Annotated in this window: 21 protein-coding genes; 17 read left to right on the top strand and 4 right to left on the bottom strand. The window is 60.0% G+C overall.

The genetic code is table 11. The features are described 5' to 3' along the window. Positions 1-388: transposase (locus NRB16_RS21920; protein ID WP_257106916.1), on the top strand; the 388-nt coding region annotated here is incomplete at its 5' end. A 128-nt stretch (positions 389-516) separates the two neighbouring features. On the opposite strand, the gene NRB16_RS21925 is transcribed toward NRB16_RS21920, so the two are convergent. Beyond that, entirely contained in the window at positions 517-804 is a 288-nt protein-coding gene (locus NRB16_RS21925; RefSeq protein WP_045483244.1) for a helix-turn-helix domain-containing protein, read from the bottom strand. Positions 805-932: 128 nt separating this feature from the next. Here NRB16_RS21925 and NRB16_RS21930 point away from each other — a divergent pair, with 128 nt between their 5' ends. The 8 genes from NRB16_RS21930 to NRB16_RS21965 all read left to right on the top strand — a co-directional run bounded on the left by NRB16_RS21930 (position 933) and on the right by NRB16_RS21965 (position 8,554). Then, positions 933-1,265, top strand: a complete 333-nt coding sequence (locus NRB16_RS21930) for a hypothetical protein (RefSeq protein ID WP_144403193.1) — start codon at positions 933-935, stop codon at positions 1,263-1,265. A 225-nt stretch (positions 1,266-1,490) separates the two neighbouring features. Then, a complete protein-coding gene (locus NRB16_RS21935; protein WP_045483246.1) occupies positions 1,491-3,131 on the top strand; it encodes a methyl-accepting chemotaxis protein in 1,641 nt (546 codons plus the stop codon). Positions 3,132-3,347: 216 nt separating this feature from the next. Beyond that, on the top strand, positions 3,348-4,856 hold the full coding sequence (locus tag NRB16_RS21940) for an ATP-binding protein (protein WP_306456501.1): 1,509 nt from the start codon (positions 3,348-3,350) through the stop codon (positions 4,854-4,856). Further along, entirely contained in the window at positions 4,853-5,890 is a 1,038-nt protein-coding gene (locus NRB16_RS21945; protein WP_306456502.1) for a YafY family protein, read from the top strand. The genes NRB16_RS21940 and NRB16_RS21945 overlap by 4 nt, the downstream gene beginning before the upstream one ends. Beyond that, positions 5,890-6,636: a hypothetical protein gene (locus tag NRB16_RS21950; RefSeq protein ID WP_045483251.1), complete on the top strand. Its 747-nt coding sequence runs from the start codon at positions 5,890-5,892 to the stop codon at positions 6,634-6,636. Before NRB16_RS21945 ends, NRB16_RS21950 begins: the two co-directional genes overlap by 1 nt. Continuing rightward, positions 6,633-6,929: a hypothetical protein gene (locus tag NRB16_RS21955; RefSeq protein WP_144403194.1), complete on the top strand. Its 297-nt coding sequence runs from the start codon at positions 6,633-6,635 to the stop codon at positions 6,927-6,929. The genes NRB16_RS21950 and NRB16_RS21955 overlap by 4 nt, the downstream gene beginning before the upstream one ends. A 51-nt stretch (positions 6,930-6,980) precedes the next feature. Further along, positions 6,981-8,087 carry a saccharopine dehydrogenase family protein gene (locus NRB16_RS21960; RefSeq protein WP_257106917.1) on the top strand — a complete coding sequence of 369 codons (1,107 nt, stop codon included), beginning with the start codon at positions 6,981-6,983 and terminating at the stop codon, positions 8,085-8,087. Next, complete coding sequence (locus tag NRB16_RS21965) at positions 8,084-8,554, top strand: DUF2269 domain-containing protein (RefSeq protein WP_257106918.1); 471 nt, start codon at positions 8,084-8,086, stop codon at positions 8,552-8,554. The genes NRB16_RS21960 and NRB16_RS21965 overlap by 4 nt, the downstream gene beginning before the upstream one ends. 9 nt (positions 8,555-8,563) lie before the next feature. On the opposite strand, the gene NRB16_RS21970 is transcribed toward NRB16_RS21965, so the two are convergent. Then, positions 8,564-9,034, bottom strand: a complete 471-nt coding sequence (locus tag NRB16_RS21970; RefSeq protein ID WP_257106919.1) for a MarR family winged helix-turn-helix transcriptional regulator — start codon at positions 9,032-9,034, stop codon at positions 8,564-8,566. Between the two features lie 252 nt (positions 9,035-9,286). Between NRB16_RS21970 and NRB16_RS21975 the strand changes: the two genes are divergently transcribed. The 6 genes from NRB16_RS21975 (at position 9,287) to NRB16_RS22000 (ending at position 16,227) form a co-directional block, all read left to right on the top strand. Next, positions 9,287-10,240: a PDR/VanB family oxidoreductase gene (locus NRB16_RS21975; protein WP_045483263.1), complete on the top strand. Its 954-nt coding sequence runs from the start codon at positions 9,287-9,289 to the stop codon at positions 10,238-10,240. A gap of 34 nt (positions 10,241-10,274) precedes the next feature. Then, positions 10,275-11,354, top strand: a complete 1,080-nt coding sequence (locus tag NRB16_RS21980; RefSeq protein ID WP_045483266.1) for an aromatic ring-hydroxylating dioxygenase subunit alpha — start codon at positions 10,275-10,277, stop codon at positions 11,352-11,354. Positions 11,355-11,594: 240 nt separating this feature from the next. Beyond that, entirely contained in the window at positions 11,595-12,929 is a 1,335-nt protein-coding gene (locus NRB16_RS21985) for an MFS transporter (protein ID WP_045483269.1), read from the top strand. Positions 12,930-13,001: 72 nt separating this feature from the next. Continuing rightward, entirely contained in the window at positions 13,002-14,243 is a 1,242-nt protein-coding gene (locus tag NRB16_RS21990; protein ID WP_257106920.1) for an OprD family porin, read from the top strand. 216 nt (positions 14,244-14,459) lie between these two features. Continuing rightward, positions 14,460-15,086: an isochorismate family cysteine hydrolase YcaC gene (gene ycaC / locus NRB16_RS21995; RefSeq protein WP_045483275.1), complete on the top strand. Its 627-nt coding sequence runs from the start codon at positions 14,460-14,462 to the stop codon at positions 15,084-15,086. 187 nt (positions 15,087-15,273) lie between these two features. Further along, positions 15,274-16,227 (top strand): LysR family transcriptional regulator, encoded by a 954-nt coding sequence (locus tag NRB16_RS22000; RefSeq protein ID WP_257106921.1) that lies wholly within the window; start codon positions 15,274-15,276, stop codon positions 16,225-16,227. A 65-nt stretch (positions 16,228-16,292) separates the two neighbouring features. Here the strand turns inward: NRB16_RS22000 and NRB16_RS22005 are convergent, their stop codons facing one another. Further along, entirely contained in the window at positions 16,293-18,656 is a 2,364-nt protein-coding gene (locus tag NRB16_RS22005) for a TonB-dependent receptor (protein WP_257106922.1), read from the bottom strand. A gap of 283 nt (positions 18,657-18,939) precedes the next feature. On the opposite strand from NRB16_RS22005, the gene NRB16_RS22010 reads away from it, so the two are divergent. Beyond that, positions 18,940-20,541, top strand: coding sequence for a sulfatase-like hydrolase/transferase (locus tag NRB16_RS22010; RefSeq protein WP_257106923.1), 1,602 nt, complete (start codon positions 18,940-18,942; stop codon positions 20,539-20,541). A gap of 75 nt (positions 20,542-20,616) precedes the next feature. Here NRB16_RS22010 and NRB16_RS22015 read toward each other — a convergent pair whose 3' ends face one another. Next, positions 20,617-21,522, bottom strand: coding sequence for a TauD/TfdA family dioxygenase (locus NRB16_RS22015; protein WP_045483286.1), 906 nt, complete (start codon positions 21,520-21,522; stop codon positions 20,617-20,619). A gap of 177 nt (positions 21,523-21,699) precedes the next feature. On the opposite strand from NRB16_RS22015, the gene NRB16_RS22020 reads away from it, so the two are divergent. Next, a complete protein-coding gene (locus NRB16_RS22020; protein ID WP_257106924.1) occupies positions 21,700-22,614 on the top strand; it encodes a LysR family transcriptional regulator in 915 nt (304 codons plus the stop codon). The last annotated feature ends 39 nt before the right edge of the window (positions 22,615-22,653 follow it).

A 22,653-nucleotide genomic window follows, 5' to 3' on the forward strand; every position in this document is an offset into this window, starting at 1 on the left:
CAAGGATTGCCTGCATAAGTTCAGCAACGCGCTGGTCGCGCGTTGTGGCGTCATTGTGGTGGGCGATGTGAGCTCACTGAAACTCGCGAAAACCAGGATGGCCAAGTCGGTGCTGGACGCCGGCTGGGGTCAATTGAAAACCATGCTGGAATACAAATGCGATCACGCAGGCACGGTTTTCAAGGTTGTTAGCGAGAGAAACACCACCCAAACCTGTTCGAGCTGCAAGCAATTGCCGGACTCGAGGCCCAGAGGTATCGCAGGGCTTGGAATAAGGGAATGGACTTGTTGTGGGTGTGGTGCCACCCACGACCGCGACGTCAACGCCGCAAAGAACATTCTCGCGCTCGGGCATGAGCGTCCAGTTGTGGGAATCCCCGCCCTTTAGGACGGGGAGGATGTCAATTCAGTGCTTGCTGAACGCGCCCGATCGAACATGCTGAAAAAACTGACCCACTCATCAACTAACAAGTTCGGGCTTCATAACTTCCTCACCATCGAGGTATAACGCCTGCTTCAAGTTATCTTTCCCATACGAACGTTTAGCCTTTCCAGAAGAAGCTTGACCACCTCCTCCTGACTGAGCGCACCGCGCTTTGCGTAGCACACGACCAACAGTTCCAGCGGATGGACGCCCATCCTCGCTGCCAGTTGATCGAGCTTCTCCAGCGTGGGGCTTTTCAAGCCTCGTTCGATTTCAGAAAGGTAGGTCCGGCCGCTGACCCCGACAAAATCTTCCTGGGTCAGTCCTTTGGACTCTCGAATTTCTTTCAGCGCAGCACCGACGGCTTTGCTCAGCTCCATGGCGTGCCCCTTTACAAAAGAAAGGGTTTTCGCTTGAATGCATGCAATAGCACTACACGCTATAGCAGTCGCACCTAAAATTTATCCTCTCAGTTTTAGTACCGCCCCCAGCAGGAAGCAACTCGCTCATGATCACCAAGGACTTGCAAACGCAACTAACGGCCCATCTTTTTTCATTATTGTCCCCCGATTCCCCGTCAGGCTCAGCGCTCGAAACTTGCACCACAAATGAACAGGCCCATGTGCGTGCCGAAATGGTCAGCGCGCTCTGCTGCTATTTAATGAAAGACTGGGAACAGCTGCCCGAGTACAGCAAGCGCCCAATCGATTTCAACTTCGTGGCCGGCAGCGAGGCTGAGGAAGTCGCCCTGAAACAACTGGCCAGGGTCTTCATGGAATACGCGGAGATTGCCTTGAAAAACGCGCTGGCTTCGCAGCGCGAGCGGCAGGCAGACAAGTAACCAAACGTTTCTTTGCGCACAGCGCCCGGTGCTGCCCCGCCAAGCCACAACAGGTTCAGGCTGGGGCTTTCGGCTCGTTGCTGACGGGAGTTCTGCGAACATCGCTTGATCTGGATCAGCTCGTAACGCGGCGCCGCCGTTAATCTTGGCAAAATGCCACTAAAGTTTTCGCACTTCTGTTCGAGACACTGGCTACAGAAAATAATTCAGCCTGGATGCTGCACTATGCCTTTGCGTAATTTCAGTTTGCAAACCAAGCTGCTGCTGGTGTTGACCGTGGTCAACCTGATCAGTGTGGTGTCGTTCATCAGCTACGCCCAATACGCCAAGACTCAGGACATCCGCCAGCAGATCGACAATCGCCTGCGCACCGCAGCTTATGCGGTGCCGCGAGTGCTGGGCGACAACTACCTTGACCGCGCGCGCAAGGCCGATGGCCTCAAGGAAGGCGAGTACCTCAGCCAGGTGCGCAACCTGGGCGAGTACGCCGGGGATGTGGATCTCAAGTATGCCTACAGCATGATGGTCGATGCGCAGGGCCAGGTGTATTACCTGGCCGACGGCTCCAGCGCTGCCGACATTGCCAATAACAGCTATTCCAAACACCTGCAGCATTACACCGATGCCAGCCCGGCAGTGCTGGAGGCGGCGCGCAGCGGGCAAGCGCAGTTTGATGAGTACACCGACAGCTATGGCAGTTTCCGCTCGATCTTCCTGCCACTGCGCACCGCCAGCGGTCAGGCCTATGTGGTCGGTGTGGATGTCACCCTGACCGCCCTGCAACAGGCTATCAGCGCCAGCCTGTACAGCCTGTTGCTGATCGGCGCCGCCACCTTCGGTATCGGTTTGCTGCTGTCGTGGCTGGCGGCGCGGATGCTGGTGCAGGGCATTCACCACCTGACCGGCCAGCTCAACCATATTGCTGACAAACGCGACCTGTCGACCACCGTGACCGTCATCACCGGCGATGAAATGGGCCAGATGGGCAAGCGCCTGTCGAGCCTGTTGCAGGACGTGCGCCAGACCCTGGGCAGCGCCTCGGGCATGGCTGACAACAACCAGCGGCTGGCCGCGACCTTTCTGTTGCTGGCTGAAGACATTGCCAGGCGCATTCAGCAAGCCGGTGGCCAACTGGCCGATATCAACCAGCACGGCCAGTCGATTCGTCAGTCGGCCGAGCAGTCGTCCAATCTGGCCGGCACGGTGCGCGGTTACCTGGAATGCGCCACCAGCGAACTGACCCGCACCCATCAAGACCTCAAAAGCCTGATCGGCGATGTGCACCACAGCACCTCGGCCAATATAGAACTGGCCGGTGACCTGAACCGCCTGAGCAGCGAGGCCGAGCAGATCGGTCAGGTGCTGCAGATGATTGCCGGGATTTCTGACCAGACCAACCTGCTGGCACTCAACGCCGCCATCGAAGCTGCGCGTGCCGGTGAAGCCGGGCGCGGCTTTGCGGTGGTGGCCGATGAAGTGCGCAAGCTGGCCGGCCAGACCCAGAGCGTGCTGACCGACGCCCAGCAAGTGATCAGCGCTGTAACCCAGGGTATCCGCCAGACCGCCCAGCGCATGGGCAGCGCGGCCGAACAGTCGCGCAACCTTGCCACCGCCTCGGACGGTACCCTGGATGTGATCGACGGGCTGGTCAAACAAATGGGCCAGGTCAGCGACACCATGGACCGCGCCCTGGCCAGCAGCGAAGAAATCCAGCACGCGGTGACCGACATCGCCGGCCGCCTGGGCGGCATGCATGAAACCTTCGAACAGACGCATCAGGGCGTGACCGAGATCCACGACTCGGCCACCACCCTGGGCAACAATGCTCAGGCGCTGAAGGTGGGGCTTGGCGTGTTCATGACCTGAGTAGTGGGTCTGAGTAGCGAGCTTTGCTCTCTCAGAATGCGGTTCCGTCTGCTGGAGCAAACATCGCTTACCAAAGCATCCATTCTGCAAGACCGGCTGCGGCGCAGTAGCCGGATTGTCAGAGCACCGGGCTGATTCCCGAATACAAACTCGCTGCGACACATCCTGACTATTGCCTGCTGCAAGCTGTCTCTACTGCCCCTCAGGAGAGACACCATGCCCACCAAGGCCCTTGCCCCCATCGCCCACAACAGCCCGCGCGCCGAGGACACCTGCGCCTTGTCATTGAAGTGGTGCTATCAATTGCTGCTGGAGCTTGGCGAGCATCGGACTTTTATCAGGCGGCATGGCCTCAACGACGACGATCTGGCCGTCGAGTTGGGCCTTGGCAAGTGGGTGGACGCCGATGAGGCCAGCCCGGTCCAGTTGCGCCGCGCCCTGCGCGGCGCGGCGCGGCAGTTCGATGTGGATCATCCGTGCCTGACCTATCCCGACCGCCTGGCCGCTAACCTGATGGCGCTGGGCGAACTGTTGGCCTTGAACGAGACCGAGTTGCAGGTGCTGGGTTTCTGCGTGCTGATGTGCAGCGACCCGATTCTCAACGACACCACCGATCAACTGGGCATGCTCGGTTTCAACCGCGCTGTACGGGTCTTGTCGGTATTGTTGGGTTTGCCACAGCCCAGGGTCGAAGCCTGCCTGAGCAACGACAGCGCGCTGGTGCGCAGCGGTTTGCTGGAAGTCAGCACCTCGGCCCGGGCCTCAATGGTACTCACAGCGATTATCTCGGTGGCTAACCCGGAACTGCCGGGGCTGCTGCGCTACAGCCAGGGCACGGCTCTGGAGCTGTTCAGCTATGCCTTTCGCCTGAGCCCGTCGGGTAACCTGGCTCACGAACATTACAGCCACTTGCGCCAGCCGCTGACCATTGCCGAGCGCTATCTGAACAAGGCGCTGATCAATAAACGCCGGGGCGTGAACATACTGCTGTACGGCCCGCCCGGTACCGGCAAGACCGCCTTCGGTCGCTGGCTGGCACAGGCGTTGGGCAAGCCGTTGCTGGCCAAGCGGGTGTCCGACCTGGTCTCGCCCTACGTGGGTATGACCGAGCAGAACCTCGCAGGGGCCTTCGAGCAAGCGCAACAGCAAGATGCAGTGTTGCTGCTCGATGAGGTCGACAGTTTCCTGCAAGACCGACGCAAGGCTCGCCAGAGCTGGGAGATCACTGCAGTAAACGAAATGCTGACGCAAATGGAGAGTTATCGCGGACTGTTCATTGCCTCGACCAATCTGATCGCCGATCTGGACCAGGCGTCGCTGCGCCGCTTCGACCTACAAGGTGTACTTCGGCTACCTGAGCGCGCAGCAGGCGCAGTCGCTGTTCGCCACGCACCTCAAGGGTCTGAATCTCAAGGATCCACAACAGGCCGCCGCCAGCCGCCTGCGCGGCGAAGCGCACCTGACGCCGGGCGACTTTGCCGCAGTGACCCGCCAAGCGCGCTTCAAGCCCTTCGCCACGGCCAACGAGCTGGCCACTGCCCTGCTCGCCGAGTGCCGCCTGAAACCTGCGGCGCAGCAACGGCCGATCGGTTTCATTCATTGATTGACACTCAAATTTTCGGGCTCTGCGCCGATAGCCCGCAAACCGGAATTATTAGACGGCTTACTGCCGCCTGGCCACAAGGAAGAATGCTTTGCCCTCTGCCAAAACGAAGTCGGCTTTGAGCCGCCAGTGGGACTTGCTCAAGCTGCTGCCACGCACCTCGCCAGGTTACACCGTGGCCGATCTGCACAAACGCCTTATCAATGGAGGGCATGAGATCACCCGGCGTACCGTCGAGCGCGACCTTCTGGATCTGTCCTTTGCGTTCAACCTGCACAGCGAGGAAAGCACTACCCCACGCGGCTGGTTCTTGCCTCGCGGAGCTGATCTGGCACTGTCAGGGATCAGCCTGCCCGAAGCCGTCAGCCTGCGCCTGGTCGAAGATGCCGTACGCCCGCTATTGCCAGCCAGCATGCTCAGTATTCTGGACTCACGCTTTAATCTTGCCCGCAGCAAGCTTGAGGGCGTTGAGGATGGCAGCCCTGGCGCACGCTGGCCCGAGAAAGTCGCCAGTGTGCGCTCTGACTTCAACCTGTTGCCGCCACAGATCAATGCCAGAACGTTGGAAACCATCCAGCAGGCGCTGATCACCGAAAAGCAGCTCCGCTGTCGCTACTACTCGGCGCATTCAGACAAATCCAGCGAACTGACCCTCAACCCGCTGGCCATCGTGCAAAGGGGTCAGATCACTTACCTGATCGCTACGGCCGAAGGCTACAGCGACATCCGTCAGTACGCGGCGCATCGCTTTCAGGACATCGAAGAACTGCAGGTGCCGTGTGAGGGCGTGCAGCAGTTCAAGCTGCAGGATTACCTGGCCACCGACGCTCTGCAGTTCGGCACGCCGACAAAAATCCGCTTCAAGGCCTGGATCAGTGCCCGCCAGGCCCGCCTGATTCGCGAAACACCGCTCAGCCAGGATATGGAACTGCAGGCGCAGGAGGACGGTTTTCTGGTGCAAGCCACCGTGAGCGATACCTGGCAATTGCAGTGGTGGGTTCTGTCTCAGGGTGATGACCTGGTGGTCCATGAACCGGTCGAGCTTCGCCAGCGAGTCCAGAACACGTTGCGCCGGGCTCTGCGGGCTTACGACGACAACCACTCTCATCAAGCAGCGCAACAAACCGAAGCAACAACCGACAACCAAGGAAAGTAATGAAAAAGGCTATCAGGAAAGAACACCGGGCGCGCCGTGCCATTCTGGTACTTGAATCGCCATGGCAACTGGATGAGCGGGATGCCAACCGCTCCAGTGTCGTACCCTTTGTGGAAGGCATCGCCAAATACGCTGGCGATACTGAGGTCTACCACGCCAACTTCTACAACAAGCGCACCTTCGAGCAGGCCTTTGATGTGCTGCGTCGTTGTGGCGCAGACAACGCTCTGGTGTACATCGCCGCACACGGCGCCAAAGGCAAGATTGCAGGGTCGAAAATCGAAGACCTGATTTTCACAATCGGCGCGCATGCCCAAGAGTCCAACATCACCGGCATCATGATCGGGTCCTGCTACGTGGGTGAGGACACAACCATGATGGAAGTGTTCATGGAAGGCACCGGGCTGCGCTGGTGCGCCGGTTATGGTTCCAGTTGCGAATGGCTGACCGGTACCATGATCGACTGCGCGATCATGGCGCAGATGCTCGAACTCGATGAAGATGATCTAAGCGACCGAGACCTGATGGTTGAAAACCTCGGAGCAGCATTGAGTCCGTTTTCCAGAAGTTTTGCTATTGGTGCCGACACCGCGAACAACGATGTCGCGCTGGAAGACTCCATCAACTTCGTCGTCCAGCCTTCCGGACGGGGCTTCCGGGCCCGGGACGTCAAGGCGGAAGTTCTCGCCGAGTACGAGTTCTTTCAGATCTACGAAGACTATGACGAAGAAGACGAGGACGATTGATCCTCGATACCCGCCTGAGGATGATCAGGCACTGGTCCGGCAACTGGAAGAAACCCGTTATCCATCCCCGCCCTGAACGGCGGGGCTGGTCGCGCCCCGATGGTCAGGACATTCACGGCCCCTGCCAGAGTAGCCGCCGTCTGCCCATGAATACGTTTGGCGACATACCCCTGGAGCATACGACCCTGACCATCGATGCAGATCGACACCTGCGCCTTGTCTATTACACTCCGGGCGAAAACTGCAGCACAAAGATCGAGTTCGAACAGTGGCTGGCTTCACCGCAGTTGTGACGAAACAGAAACGGATCCTAGAATCCCCCCGAACCTCACAGGGAGTCACGCATGTCATTCAGGGTGCTGGTTGTCGGCGGCTACGGCAATTTCGGTTTTATCGTCTGTCGGCATCTGTCCGGTGCGCCGGGCATCGAGCTGTTCGCGGCCGGGCGCGATGCGGCGCGTTTGCACAAGCTGGCAGGCCAATTCCCGCTGCAGACCTGGTGCGGTGACGCCCAGGGGGCAGGGTTTGCCGAGGCGCTGCGTCAGTTGCAGATCAATCTGGTGATCCACACCGGCGGGCCGTTTCAGGGGCAGCCCTACCGGGTCGCCGAGCAGTGCATCGAAGCGGGCGTGCATTACTGCGACCTGGCCGACTGCCGGACCTTCGTCAACGGTATTGATGTGCTCGATGCCCAGGCCAAAGCGGCCGGGGTCGCCGTGCTCAGCGGCTGCAGTTCGGTGCCGAGCCTGTCGGCGGCGTTGCTGGATGAACACCGCCAGCGCTTCAGCCGCATCGACCGGATCGAGCACGGCATTTCCTCGTCCTCGAAGATGCCCGGCCTGGCCACCATCGAGGGCGTCCTGGCTTACGCTGGCCAGCCGATCCTGCAACGCCGCAATGGCCAGCCCCACGCGGTGCCAGGCTGGCTGGGCTTGCAACGCCGGCGTTTAGCGGGGCTGGGCTGGCGCTGGCTGGCCAATGTCGATGTACCGGACATGGACCTGTTCGGTGCCCGTTATGGCGCCCGTGAGCTGGTGTTCAAGGCCGGTCCCGGCCTGATGCCCGGCGCCCTGGCCAATGCGTTGCTGGCCCAGGCGCGGCGCATGGGGCTGATCAACGACCCGCAACCCTGGGCGCGGCGTCTGCACCGGCTGGGCACGGCCTGCGAACGGTTCGGTAACGGTCTCAGCGCGCTGTACATCGAGGCCCATGGCGTGGACCACAACAACCTGCCGTTGCGCCTGAATATCCAGCTCACCGCCGCACGCGAGAAAGGCCCGGAAATACCCAGTTGCGCCTCGGTGGCACTGGCCCGCAAGCTGGCCAACGGTTACCGGCCTGCAGCAGGCGCGCGCCCTTGCCTGGACGAAATCAGCGTGGCCGAGTACCTGGCCGCCATCGACGCACCGAACGATATCCGGCTCAGCGTGCAGTACCAAGGTCGGGCATGACTTACCTGTACCTCAAGTATCTGCACGTCATCGCAGCGGTATTTCTGTTCGGTTTCGGCATGGGTTCGTACCTGTACCTGATCGCCGCACTGCGGACCCGCAACCCGGTTGTCATCGCCTCGGTGGCAAAGATGGTGGTGCGCTTTGACACCTGGATCACCACCCCGGCCGGGGTCCTGCAATTGGCCACCGGCCTTGGCATGCTGCACCTGACCGGTCTGTCGATAGCCCAGCCCTGGCTGCGCGATGCGCTGATCGTGTTTGTCGCGGTCGGCCTGTTGTGGCTGCCGGTGCTGGTGCTGCAAAAACGCATGCAGAGCCTGGCCGAACACGCCGCCGAGCGCGGTCTGGCACTGCCGTCGAACTGGAACCGGCTGTACCGGCCATGGCTATGGATGGGCGTGGCGGGGTTCGCCGGGATGTTCGTGATTGTGCTGTTGATGGTGACCAAGCAGGGCTTGTTTTAAAGCATGCCCTCATGGCGCGGGCGGATCGTACTCGTTCACGTGCGGAATGTTTTTCTGTAAGCGCCCCAGCAGGTCGACGAGTGTATCCACCTCCGCGGACGACAGGCCGTCGAGCAACCGGCTCTCGCGCTCCAGCGCGACTTTCAATATCCGATCATGCAAAGCCTTGCCTTCTGGCGTCAGGTTGACGGTATAGCGCCGACCGTCGAGCTTATCCACCTGGCTGGTCGCATAGCCCTGTTGTTCCAGGGCCTGAAGGGATCTGCTGACCGCCCCCTTGTCCAGCCCGATGACCTGGCATACGCGGTTGGCCGTGATGTTGTTCTCCACCGCAAGCATTGAAAGCAAGCGCCACTCGACCACGCCGATACCAAAGTGCTTGCGGTACGTCAGAGAAGCGCCCGTAGCCAGTTTGTTGGCCAAGAAGGTCAGCAACGCCGGAACGTAGCGAACAAGATCAAGCTGAGTGGGTGCAGGCATAAAAATACGAACCTTAAGAATCAAACGTTTCAGGCAAATTGGTTGACACCGCAACTAAATACGCCGATTCTACATTCCACGAACCGTGCGTGCTGATCGCATCATAAGCGACAGCCTGATCCCACAAGAATAAATAACGGGAATCCTCATGAACCACACACCTATCCTGCACCCGCCCTCCGCCACCACGTGAGCTAAGCGCTCAGCCCCTATTGAACATTTTTGTGCCACTTGACTGTGGAGGGAGAAGCCATGCTCCGTGTAAAGGTTAGCCACAAGCACCTTGTGGCCGATGATATCTGCAGCTTCGAGCTGTCCCCCGTCGACGAGCAGATCCTGCCCGCGTTCACCGCAGGCGCCCATATCGATGTCTGGACCCCAGCAGGGACGGTGCGCCAGTACTCGCTCTGCAACCACCCTGAAGAACGCCATCGCTACCTGATTGGTGTCCTGCGTGATCCCCACTCAAGGGGCGGTTCGCAGGCCATGCACGAGCTTGTGCAGGAAGGCCAGGAACTCACCATCAGTGCGCCACGAAATCTTTTTCCACTGTCGCCCGATGGGAAAAAACACCTTCTGCTCGCCGGTGGCATTGGCATCACACCCATGCTGGCGATGGCCTATGAGCTGTCCCAGCGCGGCGTTGATTTCGAGTTGCACTACTGCTTTCGCGCCAAAGCAAAAGCCGCGTTTATCGATGTGCTTGAGTCAGCGCCCTTTGCCCGGAACGTGGTGCTGCACGATGACAGCGCCGGCCCGGACGCTGCGTTGAATGCGAGCCTGTTGCTGCAGTCCCCCGTGACTGGCGTTCACCTGTATGTGTGTGGCCCAGGCGGGTTCATGGATTACATCCTGAAGGCCGCCGAAGCTGCGCACTGGCCGCAGGAACAGGTTCATCGGGAGTTCTTCGCCGCCGCACCTGTCGATCAGACCGGCGATCAAGCGTTTGAAGTGGTGCTCGCACGATCGTCCCTCACCTTTCAGATCCCGGCCGACCGCAGCGTCTTCGAAGTGCTTGATGAGGCCGGTATCGAGATACAAAGCTCCTGTGAACAGGGCATCTGCGGCAGCTGTATGACCCAGGTCCTTGAAGGCACGCCCGATCATCGCGACCAGTTCATGACCAAGGCCGAGCATGCATTGAACGACCAGTTCACCCCGTGCTGCTCACGTGCCAAAACACCGCGTCTGGTCCTGGATCTCTGACTTTCCCACTCTAACAACAGCATCGGAAAAGCCTATGAACACCTCAACCAAAGAGCTGGCCTATGAGGTCGGCAAGCAATCCACCCTGCCCAAATTTCCACTCGATCAGTGGTATGTCGCGGCGCTGGGCTGGGAGCTGAAAGACAAACCGGTCGGCCGCACACTGTTGAATAAAGCGGTGGTGCTGTTTCGTACAGCGGACGGGCAAGTCGCTGCTCTGGAAGATCGCTGCTGCCACCGGGCGCTGCCACTCTCCAGCGGCACACTGGAAAGCGGTGGGCTTCGTTGTGGATACCACGGGCTGCTGTTCGATTCTGCAGGCAAGTGCATCGAGATTCCGGGTCAGGAAAAAGTGCCCGGCAAGGCCAAGGTCGCCCTGTTTCATGTCCGCGAGCGTGACCAGATCGTCTGGGTCTGGTTTGGCAGCGAGTCGCACCCGGAGCCGACCTGCGAACCGCCCGAGTACAACGTGCACAGCAGCGGCAAGTATCTGTTTGACGGTGACGTGTACCACTACGACGCGCCCTACCAGCTTATTCACGACAACCTGATGGATCTCAGCCATCTGGGTTATGTGCATCTGAAGACGATTGGTGGCAATGCCAACGTTCATATGCATGCGCAAATGACCGTGCAAAGCGAAGGCGATGTGGTCAAGGTCATCCGTCACATGCCCAACTCGACACCGCCGCCCACCTACTCTGCCGCCTACCCGTTCAAGGGAAACATCGATCGTTGGCAAGAGATCGAGTTTCATGTCAGCCACCTGCGCATCTGGACGGGCGCCGTTGACGCCAACACAGAGTCTCTGCAAGACCCTGAACGCGGCGGATTTCACATGCGTGGGTTCCATGGCGTCACACCCGAGACCGAAAATACAACCCACTATTTCTGGTCGATGGCCACCAACCCCGAAAGCAATCATGCAGAGGTCAAGGCAAAGGTCATCGAACAAACCGCGCTGACCTTTGATGAAGACAAAATCATCATTGAGGCCCAGTACAAGAACATGTGCCGATTCGGCGAACGCCCCATGATCGATATCCATGTCGACGTCGGCGCAAATCGGGCGCGCAAAATCATTGAGCGCCTGCGCCAATCCGACCCGGCATGAGGCCGCTACACCTGCCCCGCCCCCGTCTGCAAGTCCAACGGCAGACTGACTGAAATGAGATGAAAGCAACGCCTTTGTGACTCGTCGAGAAACTGAGGTGCTGGTTAACCCGTGCGTGCTGTTTAAACAACAATAAAAGGTATAGCGCTATGTGTAAGCAATCTTCCCGATTTATCGGGCAGGCTTCGGCCGCCTTGCTTTTGCTCAATTCATTGCCATTGAACAAGGAGGTTTGACGATATGGACAAGTCAATTGGGCAACTAATGGACGAAAAACCCATGGTCAGTTCTCAATGGGGCGTGATCGCTCTTTGCATCCTGATCAACATGCTCGACGGCTTCGACGTGCTGGTAATGGCCTTCACCGCCGCGTCGGTTTCGGCAGACTGGGGACTCAACGGCATCCGCGTCGGCTACCTGCTCAGTGCCGGATTGGTCGGCATGGCAATCGGCTCGTTGTTTATTGCGCCCTGGGCGGACCGGTTCGGCAGACGCCCGCTGATCATGCTCTGCGTGAGCATCGCCGGACTGGGTATGCTCGCCTCCTCTCAAGCAAACAGTTTCGAAACACTCGCCATTCTGCGGCTGATTACGGGGCTTGGCATTGGTGGGGTTCTGGCCAGCAGTTACGTGATTGCCGGCGAATACGCCAACAAAAAATGGCGCGGGCTGGCAATCAGTTTGCAGTCGACGGCCTACGCGCTGGGTGCAACGATTGGCGGGATCATTGCCGCTCAGATCATCCCGACCCAAGGATGGCGCTCGGTGTTTCTGTACGGCGGCATCACCACGCTCTCGACACTGCCGTTGCTGTTTCTCTGGCTTCCTGAGTCACTTGCCTTTCTGACGTCTCGCCAACCGGTCGGCGCCCTGGCCAAGATCAATAAACTGCTGGTACGCGTAAAACTGAACACCATCAGCGCGCTGCCCACCGTTAACGACACCAGCCGTGCGCGCATGCGCGATACGGTAGCCGAATTGTTTTCACCGGCACTGCTGCGTTCAACCTTGCTGATCTGGCTGGCCTTCTTTCTGGTGATGTTCGGCTTCTACTTTGTGCTGAGCTGGACGCCCAGGCTACTGGTCTCGGCCGGCCTCTCCAACGCCCAAGGCATCACGGGCGGTGTACTGCTTAACATGGGCGGCATCGTCGGCACGACCGTCATCGGGCTGCTGGCTGCCCGCTACCCACTGGCTCGCCTGCTGATGCTGTACCTCATCATCAATGCGCTGTTGCTCGCGCTGTTCGTCCAGTTCACCCACAACCTCACACTGGCCTTTGCCGTGGCACTGGCCATCGGCGTATTCGTCAACGGCTGCGTCGCCGGGCTGTATGCCCTTGCCCCGTCTTTCTACAGCGCGTCACAGCGGGTAACAGGCCTGGGCTGGGGAATCGGCATGGGCCGTATCGGGGCCATCCTCTCACCGTTGGTTGCCGGTCACTTGATCGACGCCAACTGGAGCCCGTCGAAGCTCTACATCTTGTTTGCCAGCGCCTTCGTTCTGGCCGCGCTGGTGGTCTGGGGCCTCAAGCGCCGGGCAACGGCGCGCCTGGCACCGGCCAGCGCCAACTGACTGAACTGACAAAAACAAGAAATCAGGATGCTCGCAATGACTAACCGTATGAGTTGCCCTCAGCTGTTGAGCATGGGCGCGCTGGGCGTGTGTGTGTCTTTCTGCGCCGAGGCAGAACTGCTGAAGGGTTCAACCGTGACATTAATGTCACGCAACTTTTATCTGGACCGTGATTACAAGGGTGCCACACCGTACGCCGAAGCCAGGGAATGGGCGCAGGGTTTCATCCTCAAGGCCCACTCCGGCTTCACCGAAGGCCCCATTGGGCTGGGCCTGGACCTGACCGGCATGCTGGGTCTGAAGCTCGACTCGTCACCCGACAGAACCGCAACCCAGCTATTGGCCTTTAACCCGCAGACCCGACAGGCGCGTGACGAATACTCAGAGCTGGGGGCGGCACTCAAAGCCAGGGTTTCCAAGACCCAACTCTCGGTAGGCACACAATTTCCCAACCTGCCGGTCCTCACCGGCAGCCCTGCGCGCCTGCTTCCACAAACCTTCCGGGGCGCCTATTTACAGTCAGGTGACATCAAGGATTTATCACTGCATCTGGGGCGAATGGACCGAGTGAACATGCGCGACTCCACGGACTACCAGCCCATCTCGATCGCCTCTCCCAATGGCCGCTTTCGGCCCGGCGCCTCTTCGCAAGAGTTTGATTTCATCGCCGGTGATTACAAGTGGTCCGACGCGCTGACGCTGCGTTACAACCACGCCAAACTCGACAACATCTATCAACAGCATTTTTGGGGGCTTTTGCACACGCTGCCCATCGGTCCGGGCCTGTTGAAAACTGACCTGCGCATTTTTGATAGCCGTGAGGATGGGCGCGCAGAATCTGGCCGGGTGGATAACCGGAGCACCGGGGTGATGTTCACCTACCAGATGGGCGCACACAGCTTCGGCCTGGGTCACATGCGCCAGACCGGTGACACCGCCATGGTCTACCTCGCAGGTGGCGAGCCCAATGTGTTGAGCGACGGGACAATGAGTGCGGACTTCGTCAACCCGAAGGAGCAGACCTGGGCGCTACGCTACGACTACGATTTCGCCGGGCTGGGCATTCCCGGCCTCAGGGCCATGGCGCGCTACCTGCACGGCAGTCACATCAATCTCCCGGCACTCGGGGGGGATGACTTATCGGAGTCGTCCAAGGATTTCGAGCTGTCCTATGCAGTGCAGTCAGGCCCTGTGAAGGGGCTGGCGCTGCGGCTGCGGCAGAATTTCTATCGCAGCGACCTGAGTTCGGCTGCCACGTTCAGAAGTGACAACGAAACCCGCGTGAACATCGATTACACCTGGAAGCTTTGGTAACCATGCGCTGCCATTGGCGCAAGGTCTGACCCACGCCACAACAACCCCCGGCATCAGGCTGGGGATTGTCGCTTTCAAGGTGACAGTAAAACGCTTTTCAGCCGATTTATCCCGTTCAGGTAAATCCTTAATCTGTGCCCAGGTTGAACACAGCGCTGAACCCAGCGCACTGACTCAACAACTTACTCAAAACCTCTCAGATAAAGGACTTACCCCATGGCCAACTTCACCTACAACCGCCTGAACAAAGACGACGCCGTAGTACTGTTGATCGACCACCAGACCGGCCTGATCTCGCTGGTGCAGGATTTCTCGCCAAACGAGTTCAAGAACAACGTGCTGGCGCTGGGTGATCTGGCCAAGTTTTTCAACCTGCCGACCATTCTCACCACCAGCTTTGAACAAGGCCCCAATGGCCCGCTGATCCCTGAATTGAAAGAGCAGTTCCCGGATGCGCCGTACATCGCCCGCCCTGGCCAGATCAACGCCTGGGACAACGAAGAGTTTGTCAAAGCGATCAAAGCCACCGGCCGCAAGCAACTGATCATCGCCGGAGTGGTGACTGACGTGTGCGTGACCTTCCCGGCCTTGTCGGCTCTGGCAGAAGGCTTTGATGTGTTCGTGGTGACTGACGCTTCCGGCACCTTCAACGAGACCGTGCAGCAAGCCGCATGGAACCGTATGAGCCAGGCGGGCGCGCAGTTGATGAACTGGTTCTCGGTGGCTTGTGAGCTGCACCGCGACTGGCGCAACGATATCGAAGGCCTGGGTAACCTGCTGAGCCAGCGCATCCCTAACTACCGCAACCTGATGAACAGCTACACCGCGCTGACTTCGCGCTGAGCCGAAGGCCTGCCGGGAACTCAAGCTGACGCTCCCCGGCAGGCCTGCTTTTACGCGACTGGGCGACATATTCCTCTCTGAAATATGCATATCTCTTATTAACTGTTTCAGGAATAAGCGTTTACTTCTATAAGAGCGTTCACCCTCTTGCAGCCCCTGCATCCAACCGAACGCTCAGATGTAAACCATGCATATCGACCTTCGCCAGCTTCGTCACTTTATCGCCCTAGCCGAGCACCGCAGCTTTGTCGCGGCCGCCGCCGCGGTCAATCTGTCGCAGTCGGCGTTCAGCCGCAGCATCCAGGCGCTGGAGCACAGTGCGGGGTTTCAACTGGTCGACCGGGTCAGCAAGGAACTGCCGCCGACCCAGCAGGGCCTGGTGGTGCTGGAACATGCCCGGCGGCTGATCCGCGAGGCCCAGGAGCTGAACAACGAGATTGGCCGCCTGAACGGGGCGGAAATCGGCACCCTGCGGTTCGGTTGCGGACCGGCGCCGGCCGGGCAGCTGGTGCCCAGGGCCGTAGCGCTGTTCATCGCCGAATATCCCAAGGCCAAAGTGCATTTTCAGGTGGATAACTGGCAGGACCTCAACCAGCGGTTGATCAGCGAGGACATCGAATTTTTCGTGGCCGACACCCGGCGCTTTGAAGCGGACCCCGATTACCGCATCACCCGCCTGCGTGCACAACGCATGCGCTTTTATTGCCGCGCCGATCACCCCTTGGCGCAGCAGGCATCGGTGACTTGCAAAGAGCTGTTCGGCTATCCGCTGGCCACCACCTTCCGCCCCCCGAACATCCGCAAGTTACTCACCGAATACAGCGGCCGCCGCGATTTCGTGCCTCAGGTGGAATGCGAGCACACCTACGCGTTGCTCAATGTGGTCCGCCATTCGGATGCCATTGCCATCGGTAATGCGATGAACCCGGAACCGGCCTTGTTCACCGCTGAGTTGCACTGGCTGCAACCGGTGGACCTGCCGCCGCATCTGGAAGAAATGAACACGCGCTACGGCATCGTCAGCCGTAACGCGAGGTCCTTGTCATCGCTGGCCAAGGCGATGATCGGCCTGATCGAAAAGACCGATCTGCACCTGGCCGACCACCTCAGCGGCGTGCCAATGCCGCATGTCGGGGTGTAGATAGGCCCGGCCGGGCCGGGCCTACAAGCATTCACCCGCAGGAGATGCTTATGCCTCAAAGCATTTCAGAAGTCGTAACGCCCGGTCACACCCACGGTCCGCGGTGCGCCCATAAAGCCCGAGTAGCCGCCGTTAGGCTCACTCCACAACGAGGTGTAGTAGGTCTTGTCGAAGGCGTTCTTCACCCACAGCGACACATCCCACTGACCCTGGCCCCAGTCGCCGCGCAGGCCGGTGGCGAAGTTGGCCACGCCGTAGCCGGGGATCTGCGCATGCACGGAGTCTTCGACGATGCCCACAGCCCGCGAGCGATAGGCGTAGCTGCCGGTCACGTACTGCTCCAGGCCGTTGTCCCAGCCCCACGTGTATTCACCGTTGAAGTTGGCAATCCACTTCGAGGCGCCGACCACCTGATTGCCGCTCAGGTCGCAGGACGCCGGGGCACCGGGACGCAAGCTGACCTCCGGCGGGCACGGCGCATCCTTGTACGACAGATAACGCACGTCGTTGTAAGAGCCGTTGAGGTTGAGGGTCAGGCCGCGCAGCGGCACCACAGTGGCCTCCAGCTCCGCGCCGCGTGAACGCACAGAGCCTGCGTTGGTCAGGTACTGCACGCGGTTGGCTTGGTCGTAAGCGGTGGTCTGGTAGCCGTTGACCTGAGTCCAGAACAGGTTGCCGTTGAGTTGCAGACGGTTGTCCCACAGGGTGCTCTTGACGCCCAATTCCAGGTTGTTGGCGCGCTCGGCACCGATCAACAGCGAGTCGGCACCGGCAGTCGGTGCGGTGCCAACCGTGAGATTGACGCCGCCAGACTTCTCGCCGTGCGACAGGGTCGCGTAACCCAGCACATCGTCGCTGAACTTGTAGCTCAGGTTGAGCAGCCCCGACGGGCTGATGCTGTACTGGTTAAGATCGCCGGAGTCATAGACACCATACCGACCGTTGCGCGCGGTCAGCGCAGCACCGGTCACCGCCACGCCGCCGGTTGGCGCGCTGCGGTTGACCCAGGCGCTCTTTTCTTCATAGGTGCCGCGAATGCCCGCAGTAAAGTCCAGCTTTGGCGTCAGGTGCCAGGTGCCCTGGCCAAACAGTGCGAAGCTGTTGGTGTCGATATGGCCCTTGGCAACGCTCTCGACATTGGCCAGCGCGCCTGCGGCAGTGCCGTTCCAGACATCGGCCAGCGGGCCGTTGCTGGCCTTGTTGGTGTTGTCCAGGTCCGAGCCATAGTAGTAAGCGCCAAGCACGTAATCGAAGGCACCGCCGGTGGGCGAAGCCAGCCGGATTTCCTGCGACCATTGCTGGCTCTGTACCGAGACACCACCGTTGTAACTGGCCGGCACGTTGATGCCGTCGTCGTTACGCGGGCTGAAATCCCACCAGCGATAGGCGCTGACCGAGGTCAGGGTGAAATCGCTGGGCAACTTCCAGTTGGCTTCCAGTGACAAGCCGCCCTGGTGCACAGTGACCCGCTGGGTGGCGTCGATATTGACCTTGCGCTCGCGGCCATTGACCAGAGTGGCGCCGGCAGCGGCAGCCCGCGACTCATAGCGGTTTACGCCATTGATGGTCGGGCCGGTGCTGTACAGCGCGCGGGTGCCGGCACTGGAAGACTCTTCGTTATAGTCGCCGATCAGGCGCAGGTTGAAGTCTTCGCTGGGCTTGTACAGCAACTGACCACGAAAGCCTTCGCGCGAGCCGCCATTGAGGTCATGGCCGTTGTATTCGTTTTTCAGGTCGCCATCGCTACGGCTGCGGTAAGCCGAAAAACGCCCGGCCAGTTCATCACTGAGTGGCCCGGAGATCGTGCCTTTGGTCTGGAAAAAACCGTCTTCAGCCACCGAGGTTTCAATCGTACGTTCCGGGGTAAAGCTCGGCGCCCGGGTGCTGATATTGACCACCCCGGCGGTGGTGTTTTTGCCAAACAGCGTACCTTGCGGGCCGCGCAGCACTTCCAGTTGCTCGATGTCCATCAGGTCGAACACCGCCATGCCGGGGCGGCCCAGATAAACGTTATCGATGTACAACCCGGCACTGCCCTCCAAACCGTCACTGGCCGGGTTGTTACCCAGACCGCGGATCGACACGCTGGACTGCCGGGCATGCATGTAAGCCACGTTCAGGCTCGGGGTCAGTTGTTGCAGGTCCTGAATACGATAAACGCGCTGGCTTTCCAGAGTCTGGCCACTGACCACACTGATCGGCGTCGGCACGTTCTGCGCACTCTCCTCACGGCGTCTGGCCGTCACGGTCACGGTTTTCAATTGCGCGTCGGCGGCCTGCGAGGTGCCTGCCTGGGGCGGCTCGGCATTGAGCGAGGTCTCGGCGGCATGGGCATATGACCCGCCGGCACACCCCGCCAGCAACAGCGCCAAAGGTAGACGTTTAAGTGGCCAGCGCGGCAGCGGATGAGTCGTTGCGGACGGGTTCATACAGGCTCCTTTCAAGCAATCACACACAAACGGCGACTCGCTCGAATATTCTATTAAGTTATATATTTATTAATTAAAAGATTTCAAATGCATAAGAGCATGCATTTAAAAGGAGTCCATCCAGACTTGGGAAATGCATTTGCCCAATATTTTTAATGTGCAAAATGCATATGCGAAAAGGGCTAATGTTATGCACGCCGCGCATCGTGGATATTCAATAAATGCGCTTGCCGCATAGGCTCGTAACGGCGCAAATAAGCCTTTTTGCAATCGGTGGTGAACCGTGTCCAAACCTGTGCGCAATGTGCTTTACATCATGTGCGACCAACTGCGTCGTGATTACCTGTCCTGTTACGGCCACCCGCATCTGCACACGCCGAACATCGACCGCCTGGCCGCTGCCGGGGTGCGCTTCAGCCGCGCCTACACCCAAGGCACTATTTGTGGCCCGTCGCGGATGTCGGCCTATACCGGGCGTTATGTGAGCAGTCATCAAGTGGCGTGGAATGCCGTGCCGTTGCCACTGGATGAGCTGACCATCGGTGACTACCTGCGCCCGGCCGGCATTCGTACCGCGCTGGTGGGCAAGACCCACGCCACCCCCAACAGCGACGCACAGCAACGCCTGAACCTGCCGGCAGGCAGCGCGCAGGTGCAGCAACTCGACGAAGTGGGTTTTGAACCCTATGTACGCCACGACGGCCTGTACCCTGACGACCCGGTATTCACAGAAAAACGCGAGAGCGCGCCTTATACCCACTACCTGCGCGAGCAGGGCTTTACCGGCGACAACCCGTGGCATGACTGGGCCAACGCGGCCGAAGGCGAAAACGGTGAGCTGCTCAGCGGCTGGAAGATGCGCAATGCGCATCGACCGGCGCGCATTCCCGAACAGTACTCAGAGACGGTGTACACCACCGAACGCGCGATCGACTTCATCGATGAACAAGGCGAGCAACCCTGGTGCCTGCACCTGTCGTACATCAAGCCGCACTGGCCCTATATTGCGCCTGCGCCCTATCACGCACTGTACAGCCATGCGCAAGTGATCGACCCGATCCAGCCGGCCGAACCCAACGATCACCCGGTGTACGCCGCGTTTCGTCAGCATCAAGAGAGCCAGAACTTTTCTCGCGATCAAGTGCGCCTGAATGTGGTGCCGACCTACATGGGCCTGATCAAGCAGATCGACGATCAACTTGGCCGGCTGTTCGAGCACCTGCAAAGCAACGGTCGCTGGGACGACACGCTGATCGTATTCACCAGCGATCACGGCGATTTTCTCGGCGACCACTATCTGGGCGAAAAAGAGTTTCTACTGGAACAGGCGGTGGGCATCCCGCTGATCGTCCGTGACCCACGACCGCAAGCGGATGTGACCCGCGGCACAGTGGATGAGCGCCTGGTAGAAACCATCGACGCCCTGCCGACTTTTTTGCAGGCGTTGGGTCTGCCGGCAGCCGATCACCGCCTGGAGGGCCGCTCATGGATACCGCTGCTGCACGGTGAACAACCCGACTGGCGCCGCTACGCCATCGCCGAGTACGACTACGCCTTCCAGGCCCCGGCCCGCGAACGACTGGGCCAGGCCATCGACCGCTGCCGCATGTACATGGTGCGCAGCGAGCGCTTCAAGTACTTGGCGTACGATGGCTTTCGCCCGCAGTTGTTCGACCTGGAAAACGACCCGCAGGAACTGCACGACCTGGGCAGCGACCCGGCCTTTGCCAGCGTGCGCGAACAGCATCAGGGTTACCTGTTCGACTGGCTGCGCGGCCTGAAACGGCGCACCACCATCAGCAACAGCGAAATCGACCTACGCGGCCAGCGCTTTCGCTATGGCGAGCCGGCCGAACAAAAGCTGGTGCCGATCGGGGTGTGGTAAGCGGCACAACGCTGACCCGCTGGAAGTCAGCGTGCTGGCCAATGCAGGCGCCGCATACCTGTTGCCAGCCACCCATCAAGCGCCGCGTGTGGTGACGCTGCGCTGGCCATGCACACCCACCGGCACTTCACCTTGCAGGGTCACGCGGCGCACGATGCGCGCCTGATCGCCGTAGTCGTCGACGGCGTAGTGTTGGGTCGCGCGGTTATCCCAGATGGCCACGTCGCCCACGCTCCAGCGCCAGCGCACGGTGTTTTCCAGACGAATCACGTGGCTCTGCAGCAACTCAAACAGGTGCACCGAATTGGCCTGTGAATAGCCCTTGATACGTTTGACGAAGTGCCCCAACAGCAACGAGCGCTCGCCACTGAGCGGATGCACACGCACCACCGGGTGCTCGGTCTCGAACACTGTGGAAGTGAAGGTCTTGCGGTACTTCGCCGCCTGCTCTGCAGTGACGTTCGGGCGCGGGTTGGCATAGTCGTACTCGTTGCTGTGCACCGCCCATAGCTGGTCGGCCAGCTCGCGCAGCTCGGGGCTCAGGTCGTTGTAAGCAGCCGCGGCATTGGCCCATACCGTGTCGCCCCCGGACTGCGGAGCCACCACCGAACGCAGGATCGAGGCCTTGGGATAGGCCGCGACGAACGTCACGTCGGTGTGCCAGGAGTTGGCGCGCTGGCCATCGGCGGCGCTCAGTTGCATCAGGTAGCTGGAGCCTTCGCGCACGGGCACCGTCGGGTGTGGCACCGGCTCACCGAGCAGTTTGGCGAACGCTTCCTGGCCTTGGTCGTCTAGGTGGGTCTGGCCACGGAAGAACAGCACCTTATGCTCCAGCAGTGCCTGTTGAATGGCCTCGACCAGCACCGGGTCAAGGGTGTCGCTCAGGGTGACCCCGCGCACTTCGGCACCGATGCGCCCAGCCACCGGCTTGAGGTCGAGTTGATGAGGCACAGGTTGCTTGGCGATTGCGGCATTGCTCATGGTTGATCCCTCAGGGCCGGCAGACAGTGGTCAACGAGGCAGCGAGCTATAGATATGCATAAACGCTATATCTAAAAAACAAACGCTTCGTTGACGGAATAAGAGTCTGCATTTAAAACCTGTCCCCAGCCCGAGGGCCAATACCTTCGACCTATTTTTCAAATGCCGGGAATGCATATGGACCTTCGCCAGTTGCGCTACTTCATCGCGCTCAACGAACACCGCAGCTTTGTCCGTGGTGCCGAGGCCATGGGCATTACCCAGCCGGCATTCAGCCGCAGCATCCAGAGCCTGGAACAGGAGTTCGGCTGCGTGCTGGTCGACCGCGCCAGCAAAGACCTGCGCCCGACCCCGGAAGGCCATGTGGTGCTGCAGCACGCCTTGCGCCTGGTCAAGGGCGCCAACCAGCTCACCCGCGAAGTGGCCGAAATGACCAAGCTCGATGCTGGCGAGCTGCAATTCGGTTGCGGCCCGGCACCGGCGGTAAAACTGGTGCCCGATGCGGTCGCCAGCTTCATCAGCGCCTACCCAAGGGTCAAGGTGGGCTTTGAAGTGGACAACTGGGAAAAACTCAGCCGCAGCCTGAGCCGTGAAGAAATCGAGTTCTTCATTGCCGATATCCGCCACTTCGAGTCCGACCCGAACTTCCACACCCAGGCGCTGACACCCAAGCGCGGGGTGTTCTTCTGCCGGCCCGGCCATCCGCTGCTGGCCAAGGACAGCCTGTCGACCAACGATATGTTCGACTACCCGCTGGCTGCCACCCTGCTGCCGCCGGGGTTTCGCAAACTGCTGGCCAGCGCCAGTGGCCGCGACGACTTCAGCCCCGGCATCCAGACCGATCATTTCGCCAGCCTGATGAAAATCGTCCGGCAAACCAACGCCATCGGCATCAGCACCGAAGAGTGTTTTACCGAGGATGTCGCCCCCGGCGAACTGGTCCGCCTGCACTGGCGCAACCTGCCCATCGAACAGATGGGCGCCGGCGCGCGCTGCGGCATCGTCAGCCGCGCAGGCTTTCGCCTGTCACCGGCAGCCAGAGCGATGATCGACACGATTATCAGCCTGGATCAGGTGCACAAGGCGGCTTAGATCAGAGGTCCCATTGCCTCGGCACCACGCTGTCGCACA

Source organism: Pseudomonas sp. LJDD11 (genome assembly GCF_024584215.1).
GTDB lineage: Bacteria > Pseudomonadota > Gammaproteobacteria > Pseudomonadales > Pseudomonadaceae > Aquipseudomonas.